This window comes from Paenibacillus jilunlii (assembly GCF_900102965.1).
Classification (GTDB): domain Bacteria; phylum Bacillota; class Bacilli; order Paenibacillales; family Paenibacillaceae; genus Paenibacillus_AQ; species Paenibacillus_AQ jilunlii.
This window is the reverse complement of the sequence record NZ_FNGM01000002.1, coordinates 386,965-412,311: the sequence shown is the minus strand read 5'-3', so window position 1 is coordinate 412,311 and position 25,347 is coordinate 386,965. Positions and strand designations below refer to the sequence as shown.

Annotated in this window: 18 protein-coding genes and 2 pseudogenes; 12 read left to right on the top strand and 8 right to left on the bottom strand. The window is 49.4% G+C overall.

The genetic code is table 11. The features are described from left to right. The first annotated feature begins 137 nt into the window (after positions 1–137). Together BLQ82_RS06585 and BLQ82_RS33170 are read left to right on the top strand one after the other, a co-directional pair. On the top strand, positions 138–2,522 hold the full coding sequence (locus BLQ82_RS06585; protein WP_062523597.1) for a phosphoketolase family protein: 2,385 nt from the start codon (positions 138–140) through the stop codon (positions 2,520–2,522). A 367-nt stretch (positions 2,523–2,889) separates the two neighbouring features. Next, positions 2,890–3,445: pseudogene (locus tag BLQ82_RS33170) on the top strand (PD-(D/E)XK nuclease family transposase). Between the two features lie 76 nt (positions 3,446–3,521). Here the strand turns inward: BLQ82_RS33170 and BLQ82_RS06575 are convergent. After that, a complete protein-coding gene (locus BLQ82_RS06575) occupies positions 3,522–4,370 on the bottom strand; it encodes a TIGR03915 family putative DNA repair protein (RefSeq protein WP_062523594.1) in 849 nt (282 codons plus the stop codon). Further along, entirely contained in the window at positions 4,370–5,689 is a 1,320-nt protein-coding gene (locus BLQ82_RS06570) for a putative DNA modification/repair radical SAM protein (protein WP_062523593.1), read from the bottom strand. Before BLQ82_RS06570 ends, BLQ82_RS06575 begins: the two co-directional genes overlap by 1 nt. Positions 5,690–5,878: 189 nt before the next feature. On the opposite strand from BLQ82_RS06570, the gene BLQ82_RS06565 reads away from it, so the two are divergent. Continuing rightward, entirely contained in the window at positions 5,879–6,067 is a 189-nt protein-coding gene (locus tag BLQ82_RS06565) for a hypothetical protein (RefSeq protein ID WP_020427553.1), read from the top strand. A gap of 59 nt (positions 6,068–6,126) precedes the next feature. Here BLQ82_RS06565 and BLQ82_RS06560 read toward each other — a convergent pair whose 3' ends face one another. Then, on the bottom strand, positions 6,127–7,206 hold the full coding sequence (locus tag BLQ82_RS06560) for a helix-turn-helix transcriptional regulator (RefSeq protein ID WP_062523592.1): 1,080 nt from the start codon (positions 7,204–7,206) through the stop codon (positions 6,127–6,129). A 119-nt stretch (positions 7,207–7,325) separates the two neighbouring features. Here BLQ82_RS06560 and BLQ82_RS06555 point away from each other — a divergent pair, with 119 nt between their 5' ends. From BLQ82_RS06555 to BLQ82_RS06530, 6 genes are all read left to right on the top strand, one after another. Beyond that, a complete protein-coding gene (locus tag BLQ82_RS06555; RefSeq protein ID WP_062523591.1) occupies positions 7,326–8,042 on the top strand; it encodes a class I SAM-dependent methyltransferase in 717 nt (238 codons plus the stop codon). After that, positions 8,039–9,175 (top strand): saccharopine dehydrogenase family protein, encoded by a 1,137-nt coding sequence (locus BLQ82_RS06550; RefSeq protein ID WP_062523590.1) that lies wholly within the window; start codon positions 8,039–8,041, stop codon positions 9,173–9,175. Before BLQ82_RS06555 ends, BLQ82_RS06550 begins: the two co-directional genes overlap by 4 nt. A 123-nt stretch (positions 9,176–9,298) precedes the next feature. After that, a complete protein-coding gene (locus BLQ82_RS06545; protein ID WP_062523589.1) occupies positions 9,299–12,088 on the top strand; it encodes a glycoside hydrolase family 3 C-terminal domain-containing protein in 2,790 nt (929 codons plus the stop codon). Between the two features lie 107 nt (positions 12,089–12,195). Next, positions 12,196–12,900, top strand: a complete 705-nt coding sequence (locus BLQ82_RS06540; protein WP_244280711.1) for a guanylate kinase — start codon at positions 12,196–12,198, stop codon at positions 12,898–12,900. Between the two features lie 200 nt (positions 12,901–13,100). Then, positions 13,101–13,979: an SDR family oxidoreductase gene (locus BLQ82_RS06535; protein ID WP_244280718.1), complete on the top strand. Its 879-nt coding sequence runs from the start codon at positions 13,101–13,103 to the stop codon at positions 13,977–13,979. Positions 13,980–14,238: 259 nt separating this feature from the next. Continuing rightward, complete coding sequence (locus BLQ82_RS06530) at positions 14,239–15,522, top strand: glycoside hydrolase family 18 protein (RefSeq protein WP_062523587.1); 1,284 nt, start codon at positions 14,239–14,241, stop codon at positions 15,520–15,522. On the opposite strand, the gene BLQ82_RS06525 is transcribed toward BLQ82_RS06530, so the two are convergent. Next, a complete protein-coding gene (locus BLQ82_RS06525) occupies positions 15,512–15,892 on the bottom strand; it encodes a winged helix-turn-helix transcriptional regulator (protein WP_062523586.1) in 381 nt (126 codons plus the stop codon). The two genes, BLQ82_RS06530 and BLQ82_RS06525, sit on opposite strands and share 11 nt — an antisense overlap. 175 nt (positions 15,893–16,067) lie before the next feature. Between BLQ82_RS06525 and BLQ82_RS33165 the strand changes: the two are divergent. Further along, positions 16,068–16,714: pseudogene (locus BLQ82_RS33165) on the top strand (NAD(P)H-dependent oxidoreductase). A gap of 91 nt (positions 16,715–16,805) precedes the next feature. On the opposite strand, the gene BLQ82_RS06510 reads toward BLQ82_RS33165, so the two are convergent. After that, the gene (locus BLQ82_RS06510; protein WP_062523584.1) at positions 16,806–17,207 is read right to left on the bottom strand and encodes an LSm family protein; all 402 of its coding nucleotides are present in this window, start codon (positions 17,205–17,207) and stop codon (positions 16,806–16,808) included. Positions 17,208–17,695: 488 nt separating this feature from the next. Here BLQ82_RS06510 and BLQ82_RS06505 point away from each other — a divergent pair, with 488 nt between their 5' ends. After that, the gene (locus BLQ82_RS06505; protein WP_143013359.1) at positions 17,696–21,538 is read left to right on the top strand and encodes an S-layer homology domain-containing protein; all 3,843 of its coding nucleotides are present in this window, start codon (positions 17,696–17,698) and stop codon (positions 21,536–21,538) included. A gap of 124 nt (positions 21,539–21,662) precedes the next feature. Then, the gene (locus BLQ82_RS06500) at positions 21,663–22,574 is read left to right on the top strand and encodes an AraC family transcriptional regulator (protein ID WP_062523582.1); all 912 of its coding nucleotides are present in this window, start codon (positions 21,663–21,665) and stop codon (positions 22,572–22,574) included. A 97-nt stretch (positions 22,575–22,671) separates the two neighbouring features. On the opposite strand, the gene pseI is transcribed toward BLQ82_RS06500, so the two are convergent. Genes pseI through pseG form a run of 3 tightly spaced genes read right to left on the bottom strand, consistent with a single transcriptional unit; the run spans position 22,672 to position 25,331 of the window. Then, on the bottom strand, positions 22,672–23,721 hold the full coding sequence (gene pseI, locus BLQ82_RS06495; RefSeq protein ID WP_062523581.1) for a pseudaminic acid synthase: 1,050 nt from the start codon (positions 23,719–23,721) through the stop codon (positions 22,672–22,674). Continuing rightward, positions 23,699–24,271 (bottom strand): UDP-4-amino-4,6-dideoxy-N-acetyl-beta-L-altrosamine N-acetyltransferase, encoded by a 573-nt coding sequence (gene pseH / locus BLQ82_RS06490; RefSeq protein ID WP_062523580.1) that lies wholly within the window; start codon positions 24,269–24,271, stop codon positions 23,699–23,701. Before pseH ends, pseI begins: the two co-directional genes overlap by 23 nt. Further along, complete coding sequence (pseG, locus tag BLQ82_RS06485; RefSeq protein ID WP_062523579.1) at positions 24,258–25,331, bottom strand: UDP-2,4-diacetamido-2,4,6-trideoxy-beta-L-altropyranose hydrolase; 1,074 nt, start codon at positions 25,329–25,331, stop codon at positions 24,258–24,260. The genes pseH and pseG overlap by 14 nt, the downstream gene beginning before the upstream one ends. Between the last annotated feature and the right edge of the window lie 16 nt (positions 25,332–25,347).

The window sequence follows — 25,347 nt, the reverse complement described above, 5'->3', positions numbered from 1 at the left end:
ATACTATGTTCAAAATTTCACAAAATTGGACCGTATCAATTGTTAAAATGATTGAATTTTATAAACGCAGAGGTATGATGTACTTGTGAAAGTAATTAGGTTCAGGAAAAAGAAAAATGGATTAGGAGTGGATTGAAATGGGATTGTCAACTCTGCCTGTGGATTATTCATCAAAAACGTACTTGGCCAAACTCGACGCTTATTGGCGTGCAACTAACTACATATCGGTGGGACAGCTGTATTTGAAGGATAACCCGTTGTTAAGAGAACCTTTGAAGGATGCAGATATCAAGGTTAAACCTATTGGACACTGGGGAACCATTCCCGGCCAGAACTTTATTTATGCCCATCTGAACCGCGTGATTTGCAAATATGATCTGGATATGTTCTATATTGAAGGTCCGGGCCATGGCGGCCAGGTTATGGTATCCAACTCCTATCTGGATGGAAGCTACACCGAAATCTACCCGGAAATCACGCAGGATATCCCTGGCCTCAAAAAATTGTTCAAGCAATTCTCCTTCCCTGGCGGTGTGGCATCACATGCGGCTCCGGAAACTCCAGGGTCGATTCATGAAGGCGGAGAGCTCGGCTACTCCCTGTCCCACAGCGTGGGGGCAATTCTGGATAACCCGGATCTGATCTCTGCCGTGGTTGTGGGTGATGGTGAAGCTGAAACCGGCCCGCTGGCGGCTTCCTGGCTCTCCAACCGGTTCATCAATCCGATTACAGACGGTGCGGTGCTGCCGATTCTGCATTTGAACGGCTTCAAGATCAGCAACCCGACGATTCTGTCCCGGATGTCGAAAGAGGAGTTAACCGCATATTTCACAGGCATGGGCTGGGAACCGTTCTTTGTAGAAGGTGAAAATCCTGACCTGATGCACCCGGAGATGGCGAAGGTTCTGGACACAATCATCGAGAGAATTGCAGCAATCCAGAAGAACGCGCGTGAAAACAATGACACTGCCCGCCCAGTATGGCCGATGCTGGTTTTCCGCACACCTAAAGGCTGGACCGGCCCGAAAGAATGGGATAAAGTGCCGAACGAAGGCTCTTTCCGTGCCCACCAGGTTCCGATTCCAGTGGATCAAAAGAACATGAAGCACGCTCCTGCACTGCTTGATTGGCTGAACAGCTACAGACCGGAAGAGTTGTTCGACGAGAATGGCCGTTTGAACGCAGACCTGGCTGAAATCCTGCCTGTTGGCGACAGACGTATGGGTATGAACCCTGTAACGAACGCCGGGCACCTGATTAAAGACCTGCATAAACCCAATTTCCGCAACTATACACTCGATAACTCCGTTCCTGGGCAAGTCATTGCACAAGATATGGCGGTACTGGGCAAATACCTGAAAGAGGTTGTAACACTCAATGAAGAGAACCGCAACTTCAGAATTTTTGGACCGGATGAAACGATGTCGAACCGCCTGGGACCTGTGTTTGAAGTGACCAAACGCCAATGGATGGATGAAATTAAGGAACCGCACGATGAGTTCCTCGCTCCTTATGGACGTGTAATCGATTCGCAGTTATCCGAGCATCAGGCAGAGGGCTTCCTGGAAGGTTACGTATTAACAGGCCGTCACGGTTTCTTCGCAAGCTATGAAGCATTCCTGCGTGTAGTGGACTCGATGATTACCCAGCACTTCAAATGGCTGCGCAAAGCAACAGACCAAAGCTGGCGTGCGGATATTCCGTCCCTGAATGTCATCGCAACATCGACAGTGTTCCAGCAGGACCATAATGGCTACACTCACCAGGACCCGGGCTTGCTCGGCCACTTGGCAGACAAGAAACCGGAATTTATCCGTGAATATTTGCCGGCGGATGCCAATACCCTGCTGGCTGTCTTCGATACGATCTTAAACGACCGTCAAAAGATCAACCTGATTGTGTCGTCCAAACATCCGCGCCCGCAATGGTTCTCGGCTGACGAAGCCCAAGAGCTGGTGGACAAGGGACTGAAAATCATTGACTGGGCTAGCACAGACAAGGGTGGAGAGCCTGATGTGGTGATTGCTTCGTCCGGTACTGAGCCTACCATGGAGAGCTTGGCTGCGATTTCCATCCTGCATGAAAAACTGCCTGATCTGAAAATCCGCTATATCAACGTGGTTGATCTTCTGAAGCTGAGAAGCCAGAAGCTGGACCCGCGCGGTTTATCTGACGATGAGTTTGATCAATTTTTCACAAAGGATAAACCGGTCATTTTCGCATTCCATGGCTATGAAGGGCTGATCAAGGATCTGTTCTTCGACCGCCACAACCATAACCTGCATGTGCACGGGTACCGGGAGAACGGCGATATTACGACACCATTTGATATGCGTGTACTGAATCAGATGGACCGCTTCGACCTGGCGAAGGAAGCTGTACTGAGCTTACCGGATGCCGGTAAATATCAGGCAATCACAGATGAAATGGATGCTATGGTGAAGAAGCACAACCAATATATCCGTGAAGAAGGCATCGATCTGCCGGAGGTAGAAAACTGGGTATGGAAGGCTTTGAACTAAAGGCATAAAGATCTATATAGGGATGTCCTGAACGTCATGAAAATGGCTGCCGGGCATCCTTTTTTATTTTTTAGCAGGTGAACAGTGCTAGAGGGAAAAAGGGAACTTATTTCTCCCACAAATCAATAATTGTGAGAAATAAGTGGAAAAAGGAAACTTAATTGGGCCATATTACTTAGTCAGGGGCGAAATGAGCTGAATTAGTTAACCTTTTTCCACGGCAACGCAAACTGAAATCTTTCCAGTCAATTGGAGACACCTTTCGGGGTGTCTTTGCTTTTCTTAAATGGACGATGGAATGCAAATATTTGTCTCTGTATAAAATGGGTTTAAGATTAATGATATAATTGCGGTATACGATTGAGTGATGATTTTGGAATTACTAGACGCACGGAACGGTTTTATTTTTAAACGCATATTTGGCAGTGAAAATAATAAGGATGTCCTGCTGGCTTTTTTAAACAGTACGTTTATGGAGGCCGGTGAGCCACCGCTTACTGAAATCATATTAATGAATCCATATACAGACAAAGATACGCCCGCAAAAAAACAGTCGATTCTGGATATAAAGGCTAAAACCGCAGAAGGCAAACGTATTAATATCGAGATGCAGTTGTTTAATCCCTTTGAATGAACCGATGTTGAAAAAGGCGATGGATACATTGGAGTTCCTGAGTCAGGATACCGCTACGCGTATGGAGTACGAAGCCCGGATGAAATATCTGCGTGATGAGGTTTCACGGATGGAAGGGGCTAAGGCAGTAGGCATGGCTGAGGGAATAACTGAAGGTATTATCAGGGAAAAGAAAGAAATGGCGCGAAAGCTTCTGGCAATGGGAAATGATGTGGACTTTGTAGTTCAGCTCACCGAATTACCGGAGCAGGAAGTTAAGTCGTTAAGTAAAGAGATCAAGCCCAATTAAATATCGTTTATTTAAAAGCGAAGCCTTGGATTTACGGGGACTTCGCTTTTTTAGTTGTTATTTGTAAAAAGGGTTTCTACTGCGAGTTAAAGACTTCCCCATCTCCCAGCCGTGGGGCACCTTCTTCCAGCATCTTGCTGCTGCCGGTTGGCTTACCGCCACTTACTGCTGTTGTGCTGCCCTTCATCTCCGTAAGGTGCTTCCAGTACCGCTTGGGCATCAGCGAGGAACGCAGCCGGTCGTTCCTGCGCTCGCGGATGCCGATGGCGTTATAGAACCCCTTCCATAGGCGGCGGTATTCTTCCTCCGCAGCATCCGGCTCCGGCGGTATCCATTCCTCGAGCGGAATAATGGCCTGCTGTCCGGGCTGGTGGATAAGGGCCATGCGGTGGGTTTTGTCGTAAATCATGAAGCTTTCGCCGTAGAAGCGGTCGCAGAAATGATCCTGAATGACGGGCAGTACGAATCCCTTGGGCTCAATGACCGCCGCCATAACCGGACCGTACACGGAAAAGCGCACAAAACCCAGGTACAGATGTGCCTCCCGCCGGAGCTGCTGAACCGCCTTATGCAGGGTATTCACCGTATCGTCAGCAAGCATGTTCATTACCTTGCGGCCATGGGTGAAGCCGAGGTACAGAAAATTCAGCAGCAGCAGTTCCTTGTCCGGTGTGCATGACCAGAAACCCAGGCGCACAAGTTCCTCTGCCTCAGGACAAATGCGCAGCGGGAGCGATTTCAGCACCCGGCCTGCTCTGCTGCTGTCGGTAGCAATCCATTTCGATTCCAGCAGCAGGCCCTGTTCTTCTCCGTCCGAATGAATGGCAAGCGGGGTTTCCTTCCATTGATAGCTCTCGAACACGCAGCACAGCAGGCCTTCGAAGCTGCCGTCGTAGGTATAGGCCAACGCAGCTGGTTTAAACATCAAGGCCAGTCTCCTCCCTTATGCGCCGCTGCTCCTGCCGCCGGCAGCGCTGCGAGATCGGAGTCGCTGAAGAGAGTGAGCTGCTCGTACTGCGGGGGCTCTATTGCAGCAAGCTCCTGTCCCGACATGAGTGAACGCAGCAGGGTGTGTTCGCTTACTTTTAGCCCCTCCAGCATCCTTCCCTTGCAGGTAATAAAAAATTGTGCTCGCTTGAGTACCACGCCAAGCTTCTTCAGGGCAGTGAAATCCAGTGCTCCGGCACGGCGCGCCTTAACAATCCGCTGGGCACTCCTTACACCGATTCCGGGTACCCGCAGCAGCTGTTCATACGCAGCGCGGTTGATTTCAACCGGGAATTGCTCCCGGTGGTTCACCGCCCAGCTGCATTTGGGGTCCAGCAGGGGATTAAAGTTAGGCGCAGCTTCATCCAGTAACTCCCCCGCCTGAAAGCCGTAGAAGCGCAGCAGCCAATCGGCCTGATAGAGGCGGTGCTCCCGCAGCAGTGGCGGTTTGGTGTCTAGCGCGGGCAGAAGGGAATGCTCCACCACAGGTGTATAGGCAGAGAAAAACACACGTTTCAAGCCGTACTTCCGGTACAGCCCTTCAGTGAGGGTCAGGATACGGAAGTCCGTGTCAGGCGTGGCCCCTACAATCATCTGGGTGCTCTGACCGGCAGGAGCGAAGCGGGGGGCGTGGTTATATTTGACGAGATCCGAGCGGTTCTCGTTAATCTTTTCCTTAATCAGGGACATGGGCTTCAGAATGGAATTTTTGCTCTTGTCGGGGGCCAGCAGGCCAAGACTTTGTTGGGAAGGCAGCTCGATATTGACGCTCATGCGGTCAGCCAGCAGGCCAAGTCTCGACAGCAGCACATCGTCTGCGCCAGGTATCGCCTTCACATGGATATAACCCCGGAAGTGGTAGGTGTTCCTTAGGAGTTCAAGAGCGGCAATCATTTGCTCGGTTGTATAATCGGGACTCCGCATAATCCCGGAGCTGAGAAACAGACCTTCTATGTAATTGCGGCGGTAAAACTGCATGGTCAAATCCGCTAGCTCTTCTGGTGAAAGTGCAGCCCGGCGTGTCTGGTTCGATTTACGGTTCACGCAGTAAGCGCAGTCGTATATGCATCCGTTGGTCATCAGCACCTTAAGCAGCGAAATGCAGCGTCCATCTGCTGCAAAACTGTGGCAAATACCCATGCTGACCGCATTGCCCAGGCCGCCGGCCTGGTTTTTACGATCGGAACCGCTGGAGGTGCAGGCGACATCATATTTGGCCGAAGCCGTTAAAATTTCTAGTTTCTCCATCATATCCATACAGAATCCCCCTCATATTGGGAATTATATACCGAACATGTGTTCTTGTCAAAGAGAGATGGTGTGGATGATGCCGGGCTTTTTTGCGAAAATGTATGCGCATTCCTTCTTATGCTATAATAGCAACTAATAGCTAGGAGCATAAGCATTATTAGTTGTCATTAATAATAGAGCGGGAGTGTTGAGGGGATGAGAGGGTATAATATTTGGCGTCCATTGATGCTGATTATGGTTGCGCTGCTTACAAGAACATTGGTGAATAGCGTGTGCCTCATGTTTGGGATGTCGCCGGATTCGGCAAGCAGTGTTGCGATGATCGGGATGATTATTGCCGCGCTGGTGATGTATAACCGGATGATGAAGCAGCGGAGGAAGTAACCGAATACGTCCGGCAGTCTGCATGACCAGTTTTTTGCAGTTTTCACTTCACCCTTGGGCTAATTGGAATGATATTGTGAGTATAACAGCCAAATAAGCTCTCTGCGGCTGCTGACGCCAGCTTTGGTGAAAATGGATTTCAGATGATCCTGTACTGTATATGCAGAGATATGGAAGTATTGGGCAAGCTCCTTGGTGGATTTCCCCTTCGATAGTTGGTCTACGATTTCTTTCTCGCGTTCCGTCAAGCCGTATGCTTCGGTGATCAGGGGGAGCAGCTCTGATGCCTTTGTTGCCGTAAAAGAAACTGCAAGCTGAACAAGGCCGGAAGGTCCCTCAAGCTTGCTGGCTGTAAGCGTCAGGAATTGCCCGGTCTCCACTGGAATACAGAGCTTTGCTCCCGGAAAGCTGCGGTCTGGAGTCTTCTCTTCAGCCAACGCTCTTAAGCTGGCCGCACGAATCGGGCCGGGTAAGGACTGCGGCGCCTGACGCTCTGCAAGCCGCAGCTTGTCCAGCCAATATTTCCCTCCGGAATTAAGGCTTACTGGAACCAACTGCTCATTAAGCACTAGGATGCCTTCCTCCAGTGGCTGCTCAAGGCCAGAGCCGCGCATCCGGCTGAGAGCCTTTGCTTTTAGCTGGCTGGCTATTAAGGGGCCGGCATCGCTTATTAGTGTTATCTCCTCAGGCTGAAAATAGCCGCCTCCCCTTTTGCGGAACAGGGTCAAAAACCCCCAGCAAGCGTTCCCCACCTTAAGAACCGCCCTCAGTTCATCCCCAAAACCTGCCTGATGCAGCACCTCACGGTAACGGCGGCTCCGCATCGGCTGTCCGGCCGTTGCCTCCCATAAGGACCCTGCAGCAACCGGAGCCTGTGCCAGGCCGGTGAATTTGTTGTAGTCGTCATCCAGATATTCATTATCCAGGAGATTGCCGTGAATGGCTTCAATTCCCTGTTCAGTCATGGCACCTGTGGTGAGCAGGGTAACAGGATCGACGGACGTACAGCAGGCTGCATCAAAAGGCAGCACCGTTCTTAGCCTTGTTAACATGATCTCCCTGTACATCAGAGATGACAGTTCCCGGTCCCCATCCAGTTCCTGAAGAAGTCTGGTAATCCGAATAGATGCTTCTTTCATGATGCCGCCCTCCCTAAATCCCATAAATGTGGGATAGTGTATTTGATGTCCGGTCCCGATAATGAGAATAGTTCTTATTATATATGATGGTAACCGATCATCAAAATGGAGGGTTTGCTATGAAAGACGGCATGGGTAGTCCCTGGGAGCAGGCGGCGGCTGATCAATATTCCCATAAAATAAGTCTTAAAATACCTGGCTACCAGCTGCAGTATGACCTGATGGATACGCTGATGGCCGCATTATTCGATGAGCAGCCTTGCCCGGAGGTGCTGGTAGTAGGCGCAGGCGGCGGGCAGGAGATTCTGACACTGGCCCGGAAACATCAGGACTGGAGATTCAGCGGTGTGGATACTTCCATACGGATGCTGGCGGCGGCTGAGCGGCGGGTTGCCGAAGCGGGGCTTGAGGCCAGAGTTCAACTGCAGCATGGTGAGCTTGCCGCCTGGAAGAGCAGCAGGCTGTATACTGGTGCGACTTGTATGCTGGTACTGCATTTTGTAGAAGGGCGGAAGAAGAAGCTTGCCCTCCTTCAGTCCATCGCCGGACATTTGGAAGCGGGTGCTCCGCTGTTTATCTCTGCGATCAATGGCGATACCTCCTCTCCGGCGTGGTCCCTCCAGATGGCAGGCTGGAAGATTCATATGCTGAATAACGGGATTCCTCTGAAGGAATGGGAACAATTTGAACAATCATTTGGCGTGACCTCTTTTCCGCTTCCGCCTGAAGAGATAGAACTGCTGCTGCGGCAAGCCGGCTTTACCGCCGTGACCAGATACTTTGGCTCTTATCTGATTGACGCATGGGTAGCTGTTGCAGGAGGGGGCGCTGAATGAGAACAGATATTGTTGTGATTGGCGGATATGGCCATGTGGGGGCACAAATCTGCTTGCTGCTGAGTGACAGGTTTCCGGGCGTCGTCTATGCGGCAGGCAGAAGTCTGGAACGTGCTGAGCAGTTCTGCAAGAGCACCGGAGGCAGAGTTAGTCCGCTACAAATGGATGCCGCCGAAGCATTTTCCGCAGAAAAAATGCGCGGCGTTAAAATGGTGGTAATGTGTCTGGATCAGCAGGACAGCTCTTTTGCAGAGGCTTGCCTGACCGAGGGGATTCATTATATTGATATTACGGCGAATCTTGCGTTTTTCGGACAAATGGCGCGCCTTAACCAATCTGGCAGTAAGGTTGGAGCAACTGCGGTACTCAGTGTAGGGCTGGCCCCGGGGCTGACCAATTTGCTTGCGGGCGAGGCAAGGCTGATGATGGATGAGGTTCAGCAGCTGGATATTGCCATAATGCTCGGGCTGGGCGACAGCCATGGACAGGCAGCCATAGAATGGACCGTTGACAACCTCTCTGCGCGGTTTGAAGTCATGCAGGATGGCAAGATGGCCAATGTAGACAGCTTTACCGGTGCCAAAAGAACAGATTGGGGTGCAGGCCTCGGAATACGCCGGGCCTACCGTTTCCCCTTCTCCGACCAGCTGATTCTGCCGCAGACATTAGGCATCCCTTCGGTGTCTACCCGCCTATGCTTTGACTCCCGGGCGGCTACCGGCGGGATAGCATTGCTCCAGAAGCTTGGGCTGCTCCGCTGGCTCAGGCACGGACGTTTGCGTGCGGCGGCTGTACGTTCTTTTGGCAAAATCCGCTACGGTACAGAACGTTATGCCATCAAGGTGGAGGCAACAGGTCTGAAGAATGGGGCAAAAGCAACCGCTGAGTATGTAATACAGGGCTTCCGGGAATCGACGATCACGGCTCAAGTGGCTGCCATTGCAGCCGGGGCTGTGTACAGGAACGGCAGCGGCACACCGGGAATTTATCATTTGGAGCAGCTGCTCCGGGTCCGGCTGGGCGAAGACCGTATTTCTCTCTATTTGCCGGGTCAAGAGAATGCGGGGATGGAGGAAATTAGAGGTCTTCACTGCTGGTCCCGGGATTCCTATAACAATACCTTTGATTCTTGAAAAGGGATTCTTTATAGTAGTAGATATGCATAGGTTCGCGATGTTGTAGAAGTTTCGGGAGGGACATGTCCCCTTCTATAGAACCTGCACTGGATAGGAAATGACAATCAGGAGGAAACGGATTTGACTACAGAAAACTTAGGAGTTCCATTAGAGGGCTTTGCAGAATTCAGCCGGACAGTAGGGGCAGAAGGCGCGGTGCTGCTGAGCAATGAAGGCCAGGTGCTTCCGCTGCGGAATGGTGAAACCGTTTCGGTGTTTGGCAGAACCCAGGTGAATTATTACCGCAGCGGCACAGGTTCGGGCGGGAGTGTGCGTGTCTCCTACACAACCAACCTGCTGGATGGGCTGCGCGGCAAAAAGAACCTTGCTGTCAACGAAGAGCTGGCGGCGGTCTATGAGAAGTGGATCGAGCACAATCCCTTTGACAACGGCGGCGGGGCCTGGGCGGCAGAGCCATGGCACCAGAAGGAAATGCCCTTGACCGATGAACTGGTAGCCCAGGCCAGAAGCAAGTCGGATAAGGCGATTATTATCATCGGACGCACAGCAGGAGAAGATCAGGATAACGCCGATGCGCCGGGAAGCTACCAGTTAACAGCGGACGAGCAGACAATGCTGAAGCAGGTAACGGCTTATTTTGAACAAACGATCGTCGTGCTGAATGTGTCGAATATTATGGATATGAGCTGGCTGAACGATACCAGCTATGCGCATCCTATTCCTTGTGTGATTTACTCCTGGCACGGCGGGATGGAGGGAGGCAATGCCATTGCCGACGTGCTGTCTGGAGAAGTGACGCCAAGCGGTAAATTAACCGATACCATCGCGTATTCCATCAACGATTATCCTTCAACTGCAAATTACGGCAATGAGTTCAAAAACTTCTATCAGGAAGATATCTATGTGGGCTACCGTTATTTCGAAACCTTCTGCCCGGAAAAGGTTCATTTCGAGTTCGGCTACGGGATATCTTATACCACCTTCCATATCGAGCCGGAAGAAGCCAAGCTGGTCAGCCGAGACGGTAAGAAATATGCTGAAATCGCTGTGAACGTAACCAATACAGGAACCGTTTATGCCGGAAAAGAAGTCGTTCAGGTCTATTACGAAGCACCGCAAGGCAAGCTGGGACAACCGGCCAAAGTGCTGGCGGCATTCGGCAAAACCGGGGTCCTCCAGCCGGGCGAGTCGCAGCGTCTCATGGTGAGCTTCCCGGTTCATTTGATGGCCTCTTATGATGATGCCGGTGTGACCGGGCATCCTTCTGCTTATGTGCTGGAAGCGGGGACCTACCGTATTTATGCGGGAAGCAGCATCAAGAAATTGGTCGAAGTGCAGGTGGAGGGACGCAGCGGTTATGTGCTGGAAGCGCTGGAGGTGGTCGAACAGCTGCAGGAGGCGCTGGCGCCAACCGAAAGCTTTACGCGGATGAAGCCGGGCGCCCGGAAGGAAGACGGCTCCTACGAACTAGTCTATGTTGACGTACCCACACGCAAGGTCTCGATGAAAGAGCGGATTGAGCAGAATCTGCCCGCAACGCTTGAACAGACCGGGAATCAAGGCTATACCTTAAGGGATGTGCATGATGGAAAAGTAGACATGGCCGCCTTCATCGCGCAACTGAGCGACCAGGATCTGGCAGTCATTGTCAGAGGGGAAGGGATGAGCAGTCCGCTGGTTACACCGGGGACGGCTTCTGCTTTTGGCGGGGTCAGCGACCAATTGTTCAACTACGGCATTCCGGTAGCTTGTACGGCAGACGGCCCTTCCGGGATCCGGATGGACAGCGGACACAAGGCGACTCAGGTTCCAATCGGGACACTGCTTGCAGCCACCTGGAATGCAGAGCTGGTTGAAGAGCTGTATGTCATGGAAGGCCAGGAACTGGTCAGAAACGGTGTGGACACGTTGCTCGGACCGGGACTGAATATCCGCCGCAGTCCGCTTAACGGACGCAACTTTGAGTATTTTTCGGAGGACCCGCTGATTTCCGGGGTTTTTGCGGCAGCCTGCACGCGCGGAATTATGAAAGGCGGCTCGAATGCCACCCTCAAACACTTTGCCTGCAATAACCAGGAGAAGCACCGCAGCAAGGTGGATGCCATTGTATCTGAACGTGCGGTCCGTGAGATTTATCTGAAGGGCTTTGAGATTGCGGTAAAAGAGGGCGGAGCCAACTCGGTCATGACCTCCTATAATCCGATTAACGGACATTGGGCTGCTTCGAACTATGATCTGAACACTACAATTCTTCGCGGAGAATGGGGTTTCCAGGGCATTGTAATGACCGACTGGTGGGCCATTATGAATGATGTTGTGGACGGGGGACCGGCAGACCGCAAGAATACGAACTGGATGGTCCGTGCCCAAAATGACCTGTATATGGTGGTAAGCAACTATGGCTCCGAAGTTAACGCGTATGATGACAATACCCTGGATTCGCTGGACAATGGCACGCTGACCCGGGGCGAACTGCAGCGCTCTGCCATGAATATCTGCCGGTTCATTATGAATGCGCCGGTATTCTCAAGACCGCATGTGAGTGAGGAAACTGTCGAGAGCTTCAAGGCGAACCTGACTCTTTCTGCTGAACAGGCACAGCCGCTGGCCCGCAATGCACAGGTGAAGCCTGATGCAGCCGGAAGGGCCGTTATCAGTGTGGAGCAAGCCGGGGAGTACCGGATTATCGTGGGCATCATGAGCACTGAAACGGAATTGGCGCAGAGCGTATGCAATGTGACATTGAACGATCAGATGCTGGCCACTATTCAGACGAACGGTACGGACGGCAAATGGATCAGACAGAAGCTGGTGAAGGTCCAGCTGGAAGCCGGCCTGTATGAAATGAAGCTGGATTTCGTTAAGCCGGGCCTGCAGATTGACTGGATTGAATTCAAAGAGTTAAGATAATCAGCATGGATAATAAAAACGGCCTCGCTGTTACAGCAAGGCCGTTTTTATTTTTGGGGCGGAGGGATTTGGAGATATTTGTCGAATTAGCTAGGTATAGCTTGCATGTGAAGGAGGTGAATCCCGGTGCCGCTGGTGAAGTCTTCAGCAGGCATACGGGAGAGGCAATGTGGAACTGGCTGAGAACACCCAAAGCATCGGAGGCCAAGCAGGAGAGTGTGGACCAACGTGCAGATACGCAGGCAGAAACCTTCGATCCCAAAATCATTATCATAACCGGAACAAGCGGTGCAGGGCGGAAGCGCACGGCCAAACAGCTTAGTGCCGCTCTTGGAATCCCTTATGTCATCCCCTATACTACACGTGCGATTCGTTCTCAAGAACGGGACGGGGAGCATTATCATTTCATCTCTGAGGGTGAATTTCAGGCAATGGCCGATAAGCATGCGTTCATCCAGTCCGTCCATTTGGAGCGGGGGTGCTATGGTATTGCAGAGCTTGAGCTCGTAAAGGGTCTTGAACAGCATAATGCTGTCATTGTTGTGGTCAATCATGAAGGCGTCCGGGCATTCCGGGAAAAATACGGCGAGGATGCCTTGCGGATTTTTATATACGTGACGAAGAAGGACATCCAGCTGCGGCTGGAACGGGAAGCGGCTCCGTTTGACCTGATAGATGAATACTTGGGAAATTATACGGAGCAAGTAGTCTATAAAAGGGAATCGGAGTTTTTAATTCAGAATATGGACCCGGAAGTCACGGTCCAGAGAATTAAGGAGTTTGTGGAAGCGAGAATATCAAGGCAGATTTAGATTGCTGCAACCATATATAGGCTGGCAAGAAGGCACCTTAAGGAGGTGTCTTCTTGCCGTTTATGGAGCTGCAGGAGAGAAAAGCTATGTTTAGAGCGGGAACAACCCGGTTACATTACAAGGAGTAAGGGCTCTCCAGACGGAATCAATTCACCATTCAATTCAAGAGGAGGAAACATAAGATGACTGACCAATACAAGATGCAGGACCCGGTCAAGCAGTACACTAAGGCTGGTCCGGAATTTGAGCAGCAGCAGAACCCTCCGGGCCTTGAACAGGAAATGAACCCGCTGCCGGATGCGGGACAAGATACGTACCGAGGAACCGGGCGTCTTGCCGGCCGCAAAGCGATTGTAACCGGAGCGGACAGCGGAATTGGCCGCGCGGTGGCGGTTGCTTTTGCCCGGGAAGGTGCAGATGTGGTTCTCTCTTATATGCCTGAGGAAGAAAAGGATGCTCAAGAAGTGATTAAGCTAGTGCAGGAAGCAGGCCGCACCGCAGTCGCTGTGCCGGGTGATCTGAAGGATGAGAAATACAGTGAACAGCTCGTGGCTGCCGCTATGGAGAAGCTGGGAGGCATTGATATTCTGGCGAATATCGCAGGCATGCAGCAGTTCGTCCCGGAGATCGCTGACCTTACCACAGAGCAGTTCGATGCCACATTCAAAACCAATGTCTACGGACTGTTCTGGCTGTGCAAAGCGGCGCTTAAGCATATGAAGCCGGGCAGCACGATTATCAACACCTCTTCGATTCAGGCTTATGAGCCTTCACCGATTCTGTTAGATTACGCAACAACCAAGGCTGCGATCAATACGTTCAGCAAGTCTCTCGCCCAGCAGGTTGCCGGCAAGGGGATCCGGGTCAACGTTGTGGCCCCTGGTCCGGTATGGACGCCGCTCCAGGTATCCGGCGGACAGCCGACGGAGGTGCTGAAGGACTTCGGAGCCAAGACCCCGCTTGGCCGACCGGGGCAGCCGGCTGAAATGGCCCCGGCCTATGTATTCCTGGCCAGCCAAGAGTCGAGCTACATCAGCGGTGAAACGCTGAACGCCAACGGCGGCATGCCAACGCCATAAGCATCTTGTGACAAGCGGCGGGCCAGGACGGCTGCCGCCTGGCCAAGCTGGATATGCTCGCCCGCGGACAATGTGAATAGTGTATAAACCGCCCCTTAAATAGGGGCTTTTTTTGAGAGGTAAGGATTTATGTGTTTCACGCCACAAATCATGTTTCTGTGGGATAAGTCCGTTTGGTCTTTTGGACCTGGCTGCATACCCTCCCGTTCAGCCGAATAAAATGTAATATTCGTTGTCCGGTGATGGAGAGGGTGGTAATATGCAAATTCATGTTGTGCAAGCAGGTCAATCGCTGTACGGCATCGCACAGGCCTATGGGGTAACCGCAGATGAGATTAGTGAAGCAAATCAACTGTCCGCACCTGGCAGACTGGTGGTTGGACAAACGCTGATAATTCCAATAACAGGGATGTATTACTGGGTTCAGCCAGGGGACAGCTTGTATACTATCGCCCGCAGGTTCGGTATAGGCGTCAGTGATTTGGCCGCAAGCAACCAGTTATCCTTGAATCAGCCGCTGCAGATAGGGCTTCGCTTATATATTCCGCCTAGACCGAAGCGGAATGCCGAAATTAACGCCTACATAGAGCCAAGAGGGGAAGTGTCCCAGAGCCTGCAGAATGCTGCCGCAGAAGCTGCGCCCCATCTCACGTATCTGGCTCCCTTCAGCTTCCAGGTGCAGCGGGATGGTTCCCTTGAGGCGCCGCCCCTAGATGATCTGGTTTCGACTGCCGCACAACACCGGGTAACCTTGATGATGGTCGTGACCAATCTGGAGAATGCCCAGTTCAGCTCAGAGCTGGGGCGGATCATTTTAAATGATCAGGCTGTTCAGAGCCGTTTGCTGGAAAACATCATCAGCACCGCGAAGCAGCTGGGCTTCCGGGACATCCACTTTGACTTTGAATTTCTCCGTCCGGAGGACCGTGAGGCGTACAATGCTTTTCTGCGGAAAGCAGCGGGCCGGATTCATCAGGAGGGGTTCCTGCTGTCAACCGCTCTGGCCCCTAAGACGAGCAGAACCCAGACAGGTGCCTGGTACACTGCCCACGATTATAAGGTGCATGGCGAGGTCGCCGATTTTGTGATCATTATGACGTATGAGTGGGGATATAGCGGAGGGCCGCCGATGCCGGTCTCGCCGATCGGGCCTGTCCGCAAGGTACTGGAATATGCCTTAAGTGAAATGCCGGGGGCCAAAATCATGATGGGGCAGAACCTCTACGGCTATGACTGGACGTTGCCTTATGTTGCGGGCGGACCCTATGCCAAGGCAATAAGTCCCCAGGCGGCGATTGATCTGGCCAGAAGCAGGAACGCGGCGATTCAGTACGACTATAAGGATCAGGCACCGCATTTTGACTATACCGACGATGCCGGCAAGCCCCACAAGGTCTGGTTCGAGGATGCCCGGTCGATTCAGGCCAAATTCACGCTGCTGAAGGAGCTGGGTCTCAGAGGGATCAGCTACTGGAAGCTGGGGCTTCCATTTCCGCAGAACTGGCTGCTGATTGAGGATAATTTTCGGGTGGTTAAAAGATAAGCGGACCAGACAAGGCGAGTGAATCTTTGGACGGACTCTGCTCCTTGGCGGCTCCGAGATGAACCTCTCCCCAGTCATACATGCTGCGCAGGATGGGAACGAAATTCTCTCCGGTGGCAGTTAGTGAATATTCCACCCGGGGAGGGATTTTCCTGAAAATCTCACGGTGCACAAAACCGTCCTCTTCAAGCTCCCTAAGCTGTTTGGTCAGCATCGCCTGGGTGATATCCGGAAAGGTGCGTTTGATTTCTCCGAATCGTTTAGGGCCGCGTGACAAATACCACAGAATGACAATTTTCCATTTGCCGCCGACGATTTTTTGCACCTTGGTTAAAGGGCAGTTTGTAAAAAAATCAGTGTTTTCGCTCATCCTGATCCTTCTCCTTACTGCATTTGTATACTGTAAACCCTGTGAAATCAATTAGTATGATTTATGATAGTATATACTATAAAACTGCCTACTTGTCCTTTGGATACCATTGGCTTAACAGTACCTTAGCATTAAGGCATTGGCAAGCCAATTATTCATTCCGGAGGCGAGTAGCATGAACATTAGTATTTTATACGGTCATCCGTACGATAAGAGCTTTAACAAAGCGATTTTGGAGCAGCTTACCACCCATCTGAAGCAACGCGGGGCTGCAATTAAGGTGAAGGATCTGATACAGCTGTCCTTTGATCCGGTGCTTGCACTGAAGGATCTGGAAGCCAAGTTCACCAAGGTTTTGCCAGCGGATGTAGCGAAGGAGCAGGAGGACTTATTGTGGGCTGATGCGATGATTATCATTCTCCCGTATGGTGGGGGGCATTTCCGGCAGTCATTAAGGGATATATCGACCGGGTGTTCACAACAGCGCTGGTCCGCTCTGCGGAGGGGGTATACGGACTGGAGGGCAAACGTGCGTACTCCATTTTTACCACAGGCTCTTCGGAGGACTATATCCGCACCTCCCGGCAAAAGGATTTGCTCTACGCGGCCAACGACAATTTGTTCGGCTTCGCCAAGTTTGCGGATGCTGAGCTTAAGCTGCTGTATTCGGTACCACGTGTAACACCGGAAGAGCGGCAGGCGATGCTGCTGGAGGTTAACCAATTTGTCGACCGAATCTTTGATCTGAAGCCGGGTGAAGGGGGAAGCACAAAGGATAGCCTCTCACATCTGGCTTTGTTGGAGGATTTGGCTAAGCATTGAAAGGACGGGTTGGACGGATCAAAGGCAGACGCAGACCAAAAAGACACCCCTGCAGGTGTCTTTTGTGTTTTTGCTTATCTGCGCAACAAGCTTAGCCGCCGTTTCCCATAAGCCCCTTCAGACCGTTAAAAAAGGGGCGGATGGTTTTAATCATACCGTAGCCCATCTTCATCACCGGCATTGCCTTTTGGATAAATCCCAGGAAGCGCAAGCCGCCGCCAAGCCCTGACGCTAAGCCTGCACTTGCTCCCGAGCCTCCCAGAAGAGAGCCGAAAAGCGGCATGAATGAGGAGACTTCAGCTTTCTGCTTACGGCTGGACGGTTTCTTGCCGGATGCCCGGGCTGTACTTGTATGGGGTCTGGAGAGAATCAGCACTTCCTTTTCCACCCCGGTGATATAACCTACATACGAACGTCCGTCATGAAGTGTAATGCAGACTGGCCGGCCCTTCAGCGCCTTGGCCCGCTTGCGGATCTTAGTTGGCTGTCCCATTTGCTATTCACCTCGTTGTACTATTTACTCCTATATTACTCAGGGAATGAGGTGTGGCTTGTGCGAACGGGAAAATTTTAGGGGATAAAAAGGAAAAATAGAACTTTTATAGAATTAACCTAAAGCACTGGATTTTTGCATGCAGTTAAGGTCTTTGGCCCTATATAAATTGAACTGGAGAACTTGAAGGCTTAGGGGTCTCAATGAAACGCACCAGGAACTGAAGCGAAGTGGAAAAAGTAAAACTAATTAGCTGAAATTCTGGTTGCAGAAGGTTTTAGTTGGATTTTGTACACCTAATTCCTGCATATTCATCCCCTATGGTCGCTTTCAGTCGGATTAGTGGTGCTTTTCCTACATGGAATACTCCATAAGCCGAATGAGTTCGATTAGTGATACTTTTTTCACTAACGATAACAGCTCTTTGCTTTTTCAAGTTCAATCTATATAGTGCTTTCACTAAATTCTAATGGGGAGTGACCTATCTATTGGTTAAGCATCGGTTCTTTAGAAATACTTGCTTCATTTTAATCTTATTTGTGCTCTTGCCTTTTTCACGTATTTACGCTGGTACGGAGCAAATGACAGATATTAAGGGACATTGGGCGGAGACAGATATTCAAGAATGGCTGGATAAAGGACTAATTACGGGATATCCTGATCATACCTTCCGGCCGGGGGCTGAAGTAACTAGGGGAGAATTTGTAGCTCTCGTGAACAGGGCTTTTAAGTATTCTGATACGACCACTATCGGCTTTAAAGATCTAAAACAAACGAACTGGGCATACATAGAAGTGCAAAAAGCTATGGCACAAGGCTATATTAGCGGCTTCAACGATCATACCTTTCGTCCTGAGAAACAAATAACGAGACAAGAAACAGCCGTTATCCTATCGAGATTACTAGAGCTCAACAATAAAGGGGAATCCGTTGCGGTTCCTGCAAAAGATGCGAATCTCATTCCTGACTGGAGCAAGCCTGCAATCAGCTATCTTTTGGATAAGGGCATTATGAGCAGTGATCCGGATGGAAGGTTTCAGCCACAGCGTGAAATGACCCGTGCTGAGTCTGTGGTAGTGATTAAGAAGGCGCTGGCATTGAGTACGGTCGTGTACGATAAGGCAGGTGTTTTTGGCGAGTCTAAGGTGAATACGGTACATGGCGATGTTAGAGTTCAATCCTCAAATGTTACGCTTAAGAACATGCATATTCTGGGCGATTTGCTGATTTCGAAAGAGGTCGCGGATGGGGAGGTGTCCCTTGAACAAGTTCAGGTGGATGGGGTAACGTGGATTGAAGGCGGAGGCACGAACAGCATCCATATCAAGGACAGTCAGTTGGGAACCGTGTATGTGAACAGATTGAATCAAGCCGTCCGAATGGTTGCAGAGGGTACTACCACTATTCAGGATACGCAGGTTCTATCCAGTGCCAGCATCGAAGAAAATGGTATTTCTGGCGATGGTTTTGTGAATGTAAAGGTACTTCCCGAAACACAGGCAACCTCAGCGCGGAAGATACTACTCGCAGGTGACTTTAACAATGTCTCTGTTAATGCAAGCCTCAATGAATTCAATGTTCGTTCAGGTACCGTAGCCAGCTTATTTATTAAGGAAGGTCTTGTGATTCCAAAGTTACTTCTTAACAAAGACGTCATCATTCAGAAGCTGGAATTAAAGAGCAAGTTGACTATTTCTGGCGAAGGTAAAGTTAAGGGAATAGTATTGTCCGAGGAGGCAAAAGATTCTGTACTGCCAAAAGAAGAGACGCCTGTCGTTCCTTCAGTTGGAGGCGGCGGTGGTGCTTCTGGAGGTGGGGGTGGAGGTACCTCTGACCCTGGCAACGGAGGCGGAGCTGGACCTGTGAATCCAGCCTTGGCTGTGACCCGCATTACTGCCGCCAATGGAACAATTGATGTCCTGTTTAACCAAAGCCTAACCACGCTGCCTGAAGCTGCGGATTTCGCGGTGCTTGGCAAAGTGAACAATGAAGATTTTCAAAAGGTGGCTGTTTCTCATATTACCCTGCTGGACAACAAAACGACAGTGAGACTGACGATCCCGTCGATTGGCAACGGTGAAGTTAATCAGGTGGTCGTATACTCCCTGTCTTTTAAAAGTGGAATCCCTCTGTTATCCGAATCCATTACCATACCGAAGTCGAACGTTAGCGTAACAGGGCGAGTATTCATTCAGCCCTATACTGCGACCACACCGCGTCCTGCCTTCAACTTGCTTGTCTTCTTATCAGGAGTGAAGGGGACACAAGGAACGTACACTAGCATAGCTGGCAAAAGCGGGGAGATCGTTTTCAGCAATGTGGTACCTGGCACTTATTTTGTGGATATCCGTATCTCGCCATACAGATATTATACGGATGAATTCACAGTAGAAGCAGGTAAAGATGTGACCCTGCCAGATATCATCATCAAAGAAAAGACGCCTGAACCAAAGGTTGAGCCAATTATCTATACAGATAACCCTTATTTTTCTGGCAGTGTTTTCTATTTAAGAGAGCCGTTCAAAGTCAAGGTGGAGTCGGAGAATGGAACGGAACTGAATGGTCCGTCTGGCAATTTCGATACTTTTTTCAGCTTCAATTTATATGATTATAATCCTGGGTTGCTCCTGAAAGACAAGGAAAAATTGTTTGTTACCCTGTATGGCAGCAGCGGTTGGACCAGTAAACGGTTTGAGGTTAATGTAGTGGAAAGGCCGAAGACCAATGTTCCTGTTGTAACCAGTGTGGTATATGAGGACACCAAGATTATCAGAGGTACAGTGGAGGACGATTCCAGTGAAATCACGATAACCCGTGAAGATGGAACTGTAATTGGTAGAATGTATAACAACCCAGGCAACAAGTTCGGAATATATCTGTGGGACAACGTAACCTTCGCTGCCGGTGAGAAGCTGATGGTCTATGCACAGGCAATGGGGAAAAGAAAAAGTGATCCTGCCGTTATCAATGTCGTAGCTTCCACTGCGGTAACAGCACAGCCTGAGATAGACAGTGTAGTCGAAAATGACTGGCATGTAACCGGCAAGGCTGAAGGGGATTCAATCATTGTGGTCAAACGGTCCGATGGGACGGTAATTGGCCAGGGGAAAACCAGCGCTCAGGAATATGGAGGCAAAATTGATATTCAATTAGATCCTCGTCCGATTGCGGGGGAGACTTTATATGTAACCGCCAAAGGTTATGAAAAGCTCATTAGTAAGCCCATTTCGCTGACTGTAGGCAATAGACCTGTTACACCGACACCAACAATCGTTGGCGAAGTTTACAGTGATTATACTGATATTGAAGTGTTTCTCCAGTATTCTCAATCAGTATCGGTATCTCTGAAAGACATCAATGGCGTCGTTATTCAGGAATTCCCTACCTTTAATGGTAAGGTTACTTTCCGGAATTTGCAGCTCGCTCCAAATGGGCAATACCAACTGACGGCGGTTACAGCGGGCTTGAAGGAGAGTGAACCCCTAATCTTTACAGCGATAGAACCTACCGCTGTGACACCTGTACCGAAGGTTACAACATCCGTGTATGCAGATGATGATTCTATATTCTATGGAACGGCAGAGCCATATAACACTGTGTATCTTTATGGTGGCGATGGTACCCTCATCTCCAGCAGTGAAGCGAATGGGCAGGGGGAGTTCTCCTTGTCTATGCCTTCTTATCCAAAGTCCGTTTCTCCTGGAGAGAAGCTGAACATCAGAGCCGACTCAAGGGGGAAGCTGATAAGTGATACTCTTGTAATTACGGCGACAGCTCCCGTTGAAAAGTCTAGCCAGCCTATGCTGAATAATAGCGAGGTGTATGGATATACGGGGGCGTTAAGTGGTACAGCCGCTAAAAGCACTGTTATCAAAGTATTTCATGAAGATGGCCGTCAAATCTTTACTGGTGTGTACTCAGACATGAACACTGGACAGTGGTCCATGGGATTATGGTTCTCTATTCTGCACGGTGGAGACCGAATCTATATCGTTGCAGATGAAGCAGGCAAGCTACCAAGTGATCCATTGTATATAACAATTCAAGCAGCCCCCAAAGCGGATATGCCTGTAGTTACTAGCACAGTTAATGCAGGAGATGCGAAGATTCAGGGTACGTACTCCGGGGCCGTAGTGAGTAATTATGTTAATACAACCATTTTTCTTGTAAATGAGAACAATGAAGTTTATGATTACGCAATAGTACAGAGCGACGGTGCATTCTCTTTCAATACGTATTTTAATCCTTTAGTATCCGGTCAGACCATTAAGCTGTTTGCAAAAGAGGGCGAAAAGGAAGCAAGCGATCTGTTAATCATCACGGTAAACTAAGATAAGGATAGCAAAAAGGATGCCTGCGGGCATCTTTTTGGTTTACCTGACTTTTACTGCAATTCAAGTCAAAACTACAACCCCGGGCCCTGCTAAGATCAATAGAGAAAGGAGGGGGCACGACATGTACGAATGGAATGAGATGGTTCAGCTCATGGTGGATTGGGTCGACAGGGATCTTACTACAGTGCCTTCGCTTCTGAAAATGTCGGAGCAGCTTGGCTACTCGCCATATTACTGCACGAAGCAGTTTCACTCGCTGACCGGAATGACGCTGCGGGACTACATCTGGCAGCGGAGAATCAGCCGCGCTGCTCTGGAGCTGCGGGACACGGATGCCCGTATTCTGGACATTGCCGTGAAGTTCGGCTTTTCGTCACAGGAAGCGTTCTCACGGGCGTTTGTGAAAGCTTTTAAGATTACACCGTATGCTTACCGGAAGGCTCCCAGGCCCATTCCGCTCGCGATTCGCCCTGAAGTGTTCTCTCCTTATCACTACTTAATCAAGGAGCGGGATAAGATGAAACAGGTGCATTTGCAGGAAGCGGAAATCAAAATCGAGCACATACCGGCCCATAAGTTCATTGGAATCTGGGATGCTGAGGTGGACAATTACGGCCAGTTCTGGAACCACGGTCATGATTGCGACGAGGTATCGGGAACGCTGGAAAGCATGTCCCATCATACTCTGCCCGGACAGATTGGCCAAACCGCGGGCTGGTTCTACCAGAACGGACGAAAAGGGTACCTGTATGGAATCCCTGTGGCAGCGGACTATAACGGGGAGATCCCGGAGGGAATGGAGGTCAGAGATATCCCTGAATCCGAGTATCTGGTCTTCTTCCACCCGCCGTTTGATTATCTGAAGGACAACGGAAGGGTGATGCGGACCGTGGAGCAGGTGGCCTGGAATTATAATCCGGAAAGCATGGGCTATCAGTGGGATGAGGATACCAAGCAGGATTATCAGCGTCATTTCCCGGAGGGTTACGGGTATGCGGTGCTGCGGCCGGTGAAGAAGCTGGGTAGGGTTTAAAGGGCCGTCAGAAGTATTGCTTGAACAAAGAGAAGCGCCCTTGCGCTTCTCTTTAATTACTCCCACATTTTCGGCTAATGTTCCAAAACTAACATTATTACAATAACTGCTCCCAGCTTAATGGAGTTCCGATTTTTAGATCTCTTTTAATTTGCTTTCCCAAGAGCAGATCGTAGTATTTTGGATCCAAACCAAATCCTGGACGAATCACGCTTATATTATCCATCGTCAACACTTCGCCAGCCTTTATATCCTTAGAAATATAAATCGAGCGTCTGAATTGAAGTGAATGTTCTTCCTCCTTTGTGGGGCCGATTGCAACTCCGCCCAATGACTTCCAAGCGGTATCGGTCTCTTTCACCAGTGTGGCAAATTCTTCAGGCTCCAGGGAAAAAGCAGAATCAACCCCACCTTCATCACGGTTAAGTGTAAAATGCTTCTCAATGACTGTGCTGCCAAGTGCTACACTTGCAACAGCTGCCCCAACTCCCAATGTATGGTCTGATAGACCAACCTGACAATGAAATACATCTCTTAAATAGGGAATCGTATGAAGATTCGAGTTTTCCGGTGAAGCTGGATAACTGCTTGTGCATTTTAATAAAATGAAATCATCGCAGCCTGCATCCTTAATGGTTTTTACTACATTTTCAATTTCCCCCAGGGAGGCCATCCCTGTTGAAATAATCATCGGCTTTCCCTTAGCTGCGACTTTTCTTAATAAAGGGATGTCATTATTTTCGAAGGAGGCAATCTTGTAGCAAGCAACATCCAGGGTTTCTAAAAATTCAAGCGAGGTTTCATCAAATGGTGTACTAAAAGGAATCATCCCTAATTCCTTGCAGCTATCAAAAATCGGCTGATGCCATTCCCAAGGGGTATACGCCTCTTTATAGAGTTCAAATAGAGACTTCCCTTTCCACAGTCCATTGGATTCAATCATAAAATCCCCGTCTTGAATATTAAGGGTCATCGTCTCGGGAGTATACGTTTGAATTTTGAACGCATGTGCGCCTGCTTTTGCCGCTGCCTTAACAATACCCAGCGCCCGGTCGAGGGACTGGTTATGATTTCCTGACATTTCCGCTATGATAAAGGGAGGATTGCCGTTGCCTATACGTCTGTTACCGATTGTTATTTCCTTCATTTGCTTTCACAACCTCCTCTTTTAAAAATTCACTTTGCTTCATCCATTGTTCCTGAAATATACCCATGAACACCACATCGGCATATTTATTTTTTTTTAGAATTTGCTTTACTAGCCGGCCTTCTTCAGTAAAACCTAACTTTGTGTGATAGGATAAGCTCTTGCTATTAAAGTCTAGTATTTGGGCACAACATTTCCTCATATGTCTTTCTTTAAAAATCAAATCCAAAGCTAAGATCCCCATGACCTTCCCGGACCAGCGGGGGCAGGTCTTATCCCCAATATAAAACCCCCATTCACAGGTTTTGTTCTTGGGATCGATTTGTGAAAAGTTAACTAAACCAATCGGGTTTTCTTTATACAAACACAGTTTTACCAGTTTACTTGCATCGTCTTCCACAGACTCAAACCATCGGTAATGATCTTCCAGCCGGATGAAATCATCATTCATCATAAAGGAACGGATATGATCTGCATTACGCCATTCCCATACAAGTTTTAGATCTTTTTGTCCTAAAATCTCCAGTTTATAATCGTTAATGTCTGCCATTGTCCCCTCCCATAATCTTTTCTATAACGTCATTAAATTTATCCTCTCCCATAAGCTGAAGGGCATTTTCGGACATCTCTTTCACGAGTGACGGGTTGGCAAGCATGGTGTTTATTCCGTCTTCAATCCTTTTCGTTGTTACATCAGCACTAACCCCTAAGCAGCAAGCAGCCCCTTGATCATGCACCAGCTTGGTTATTTCCCTTTGGTTATCTGCAGTTACAATGGAAAGTGAAGGCAATCCTAAATAACACCGCTCCCATGTGGAACTTCCGCCTGCTCCGATTGAAAAGTCGGCCTTCCTCATTAATTCGGCCATATAATCAATCTGACAATGAAAAAATACATTTGGCATATGATTGCATATTTGTTGAATGACATCCTTGTTTTTATTCATTTCACCTACTACGACATCGATGTGTAAACTGGAGAAATGGAAATCACTTAATGCTTGTAATGTTTTTAAGGTTTCATTGGTAGGGTCTGTGCCGCCAAAAAACACAAGAATTCTATTTATCCTTCCATCACGATCAGCTAACTGCTTCTTAACTGTCCGAAATTCAGGCCGAAGTATTGCATAACTGGTCCCTATTAATTTCACGCAACCTTTTGGGACTAAATCCTGGTAACGGTCCTCAGCATACGAACAATTTTGATCTAGTAAAATGCTGCATTGATGCGGCCGGTCGGCTAAGTCATCAATCACCACAATCTTCGTCACATTCTTTTCAATACATTTCTCCCATCTTTGATCGATTCCATAATGGTCAATGATCAAGCAATCAACAGGCGAGGATTCCATAAGGATTTGTGCGGTTTCTATCGCATCTGTTTGTAAGTCCACTTGTAACCAAGATGAATCCCCTTTGATGTGGAAAGGCAGCAAAAATACAGGATAACCTCTGTCCGTAATATAGTTTGTCAGATTTCCAGGCAAATCACGGCAAATGAACGAGACTTTCGCTCTTTCTTTTGTAAGTTCATCGGCAAGTGTTAGACAACGCATGACGTGACCCGTACCCATTTCATAAGAAGAATCCACTCGAAAGATTATGTTCATATCACAACTTCTCCTA

Excerpts from the sequence above, each read along its gene's own strand:
- BLQ82_RS06585 (WP_062523597.1), top strand. The coding sequence starts at position 138 with ATGGGATTGTCAACTCTGCCTGTGGATTATTCATCAAAAACGTACTTG.
- BLQ82_RS06575 (WP_062523594.1), bottom strand. The coding sequence starts at position 4,370 with ATGTTTAAACCAGCTGCGTTGGCCTATACCTACGACGGCAGCTTCGAA.
- BLQ82_RS06570 (WP_062523593.1), bottom strand. The coding sequence starts at position 5,689 with ATGGATATGATGGAGAAACTAGAAATTTTAACGGCTTCGGCCAAATAT.
- BLQ82_RS06565 (WP_020427553.1), top strand. The coding sequence starts at position 5,879 with ATGAGAGGGTATAATATTTGGCGTCCATTGATGCTGATTATGGTTGCG.
- BLQ82_RS06560 (WP_062523592.1), bottom strand. The coding sequence starts at position 7,206 with ATGAAAGAAGCATCTATTCGGATTACCAGACTTCTTCAGGAACTGGAT.
- BLQ82_RS06555 (WP_062523591.1), top strand. The coding sequence starts at position 7,326 with ATGAAAGACGGCATGGGTAGTCCCTGGGAGCAGGCGGCGGCTGATCAA.
- BLQ82_RS06550 (WP_062523590.1), top strand. The coding sequence starts at position 8,039 with ATGAGAACAGATATTGTTGTGATTGGCGGATATGGCCATGTGGGGGCA.
- BLQ82_RS06535 (WP_244280718.1), top strand. The coding sequence starts at position 13,101 with ATGCAGGACCCGGTCAAGCAGTACACTAAGGCTGGTCCGGAATTTGAG.
- BLQ82_RS06530 (WP_062523587.1), top strand. The coding sequence starts at position 14,239 with ATGCAAATTCATGTTGTGCAAGCAGGTCAATCGCTGTACGGCATCGCA.
- BLQ82_RS06525 (WP_062523586.1), bottom strand. The coding sequence starts at position 15,892 with ATGAGCGAAAACACTGATTTTTTTACAAACTGCCCTTTAACCAAGGTG.
- BLQ82_RS06510 (WP_062523584.1), bottom strand. The coding sequence starts at position 17,207 with ATGGGACAGCCAACTAAGATCCGCAAGCGGGCCAAGGCGCTGAAGGGC.
- BLQ82_RS06500 (WP_062523582.1), top strand. The coding sequence starts at position 21,663 with ATGTACGAATGGAATGAGATGGTTCAGCTCATGGTGGATTGGGTCGAC.
- pseI (WP_062523581.1), bottom strand. The coding sequence starts at position 23,721 with ATGAAGGAAATAACAATCGGTAACAGACGTATAGGCAACGGCAATCCT.
- pseH (WP_062523580.1), bottom strand. The coding sequence starts at position 24,271 with ATGGCAGACATTAACGATTATAAACTGGAGATTTTAGGACAAAAAGAT.
- pseG (WP_062523579.1), bottom strand. The coding sequence starts at position 25,331 with ATGAACATAATCTTTCGAGTGGATTCTTCTTATGAAATGGGTACGGGT.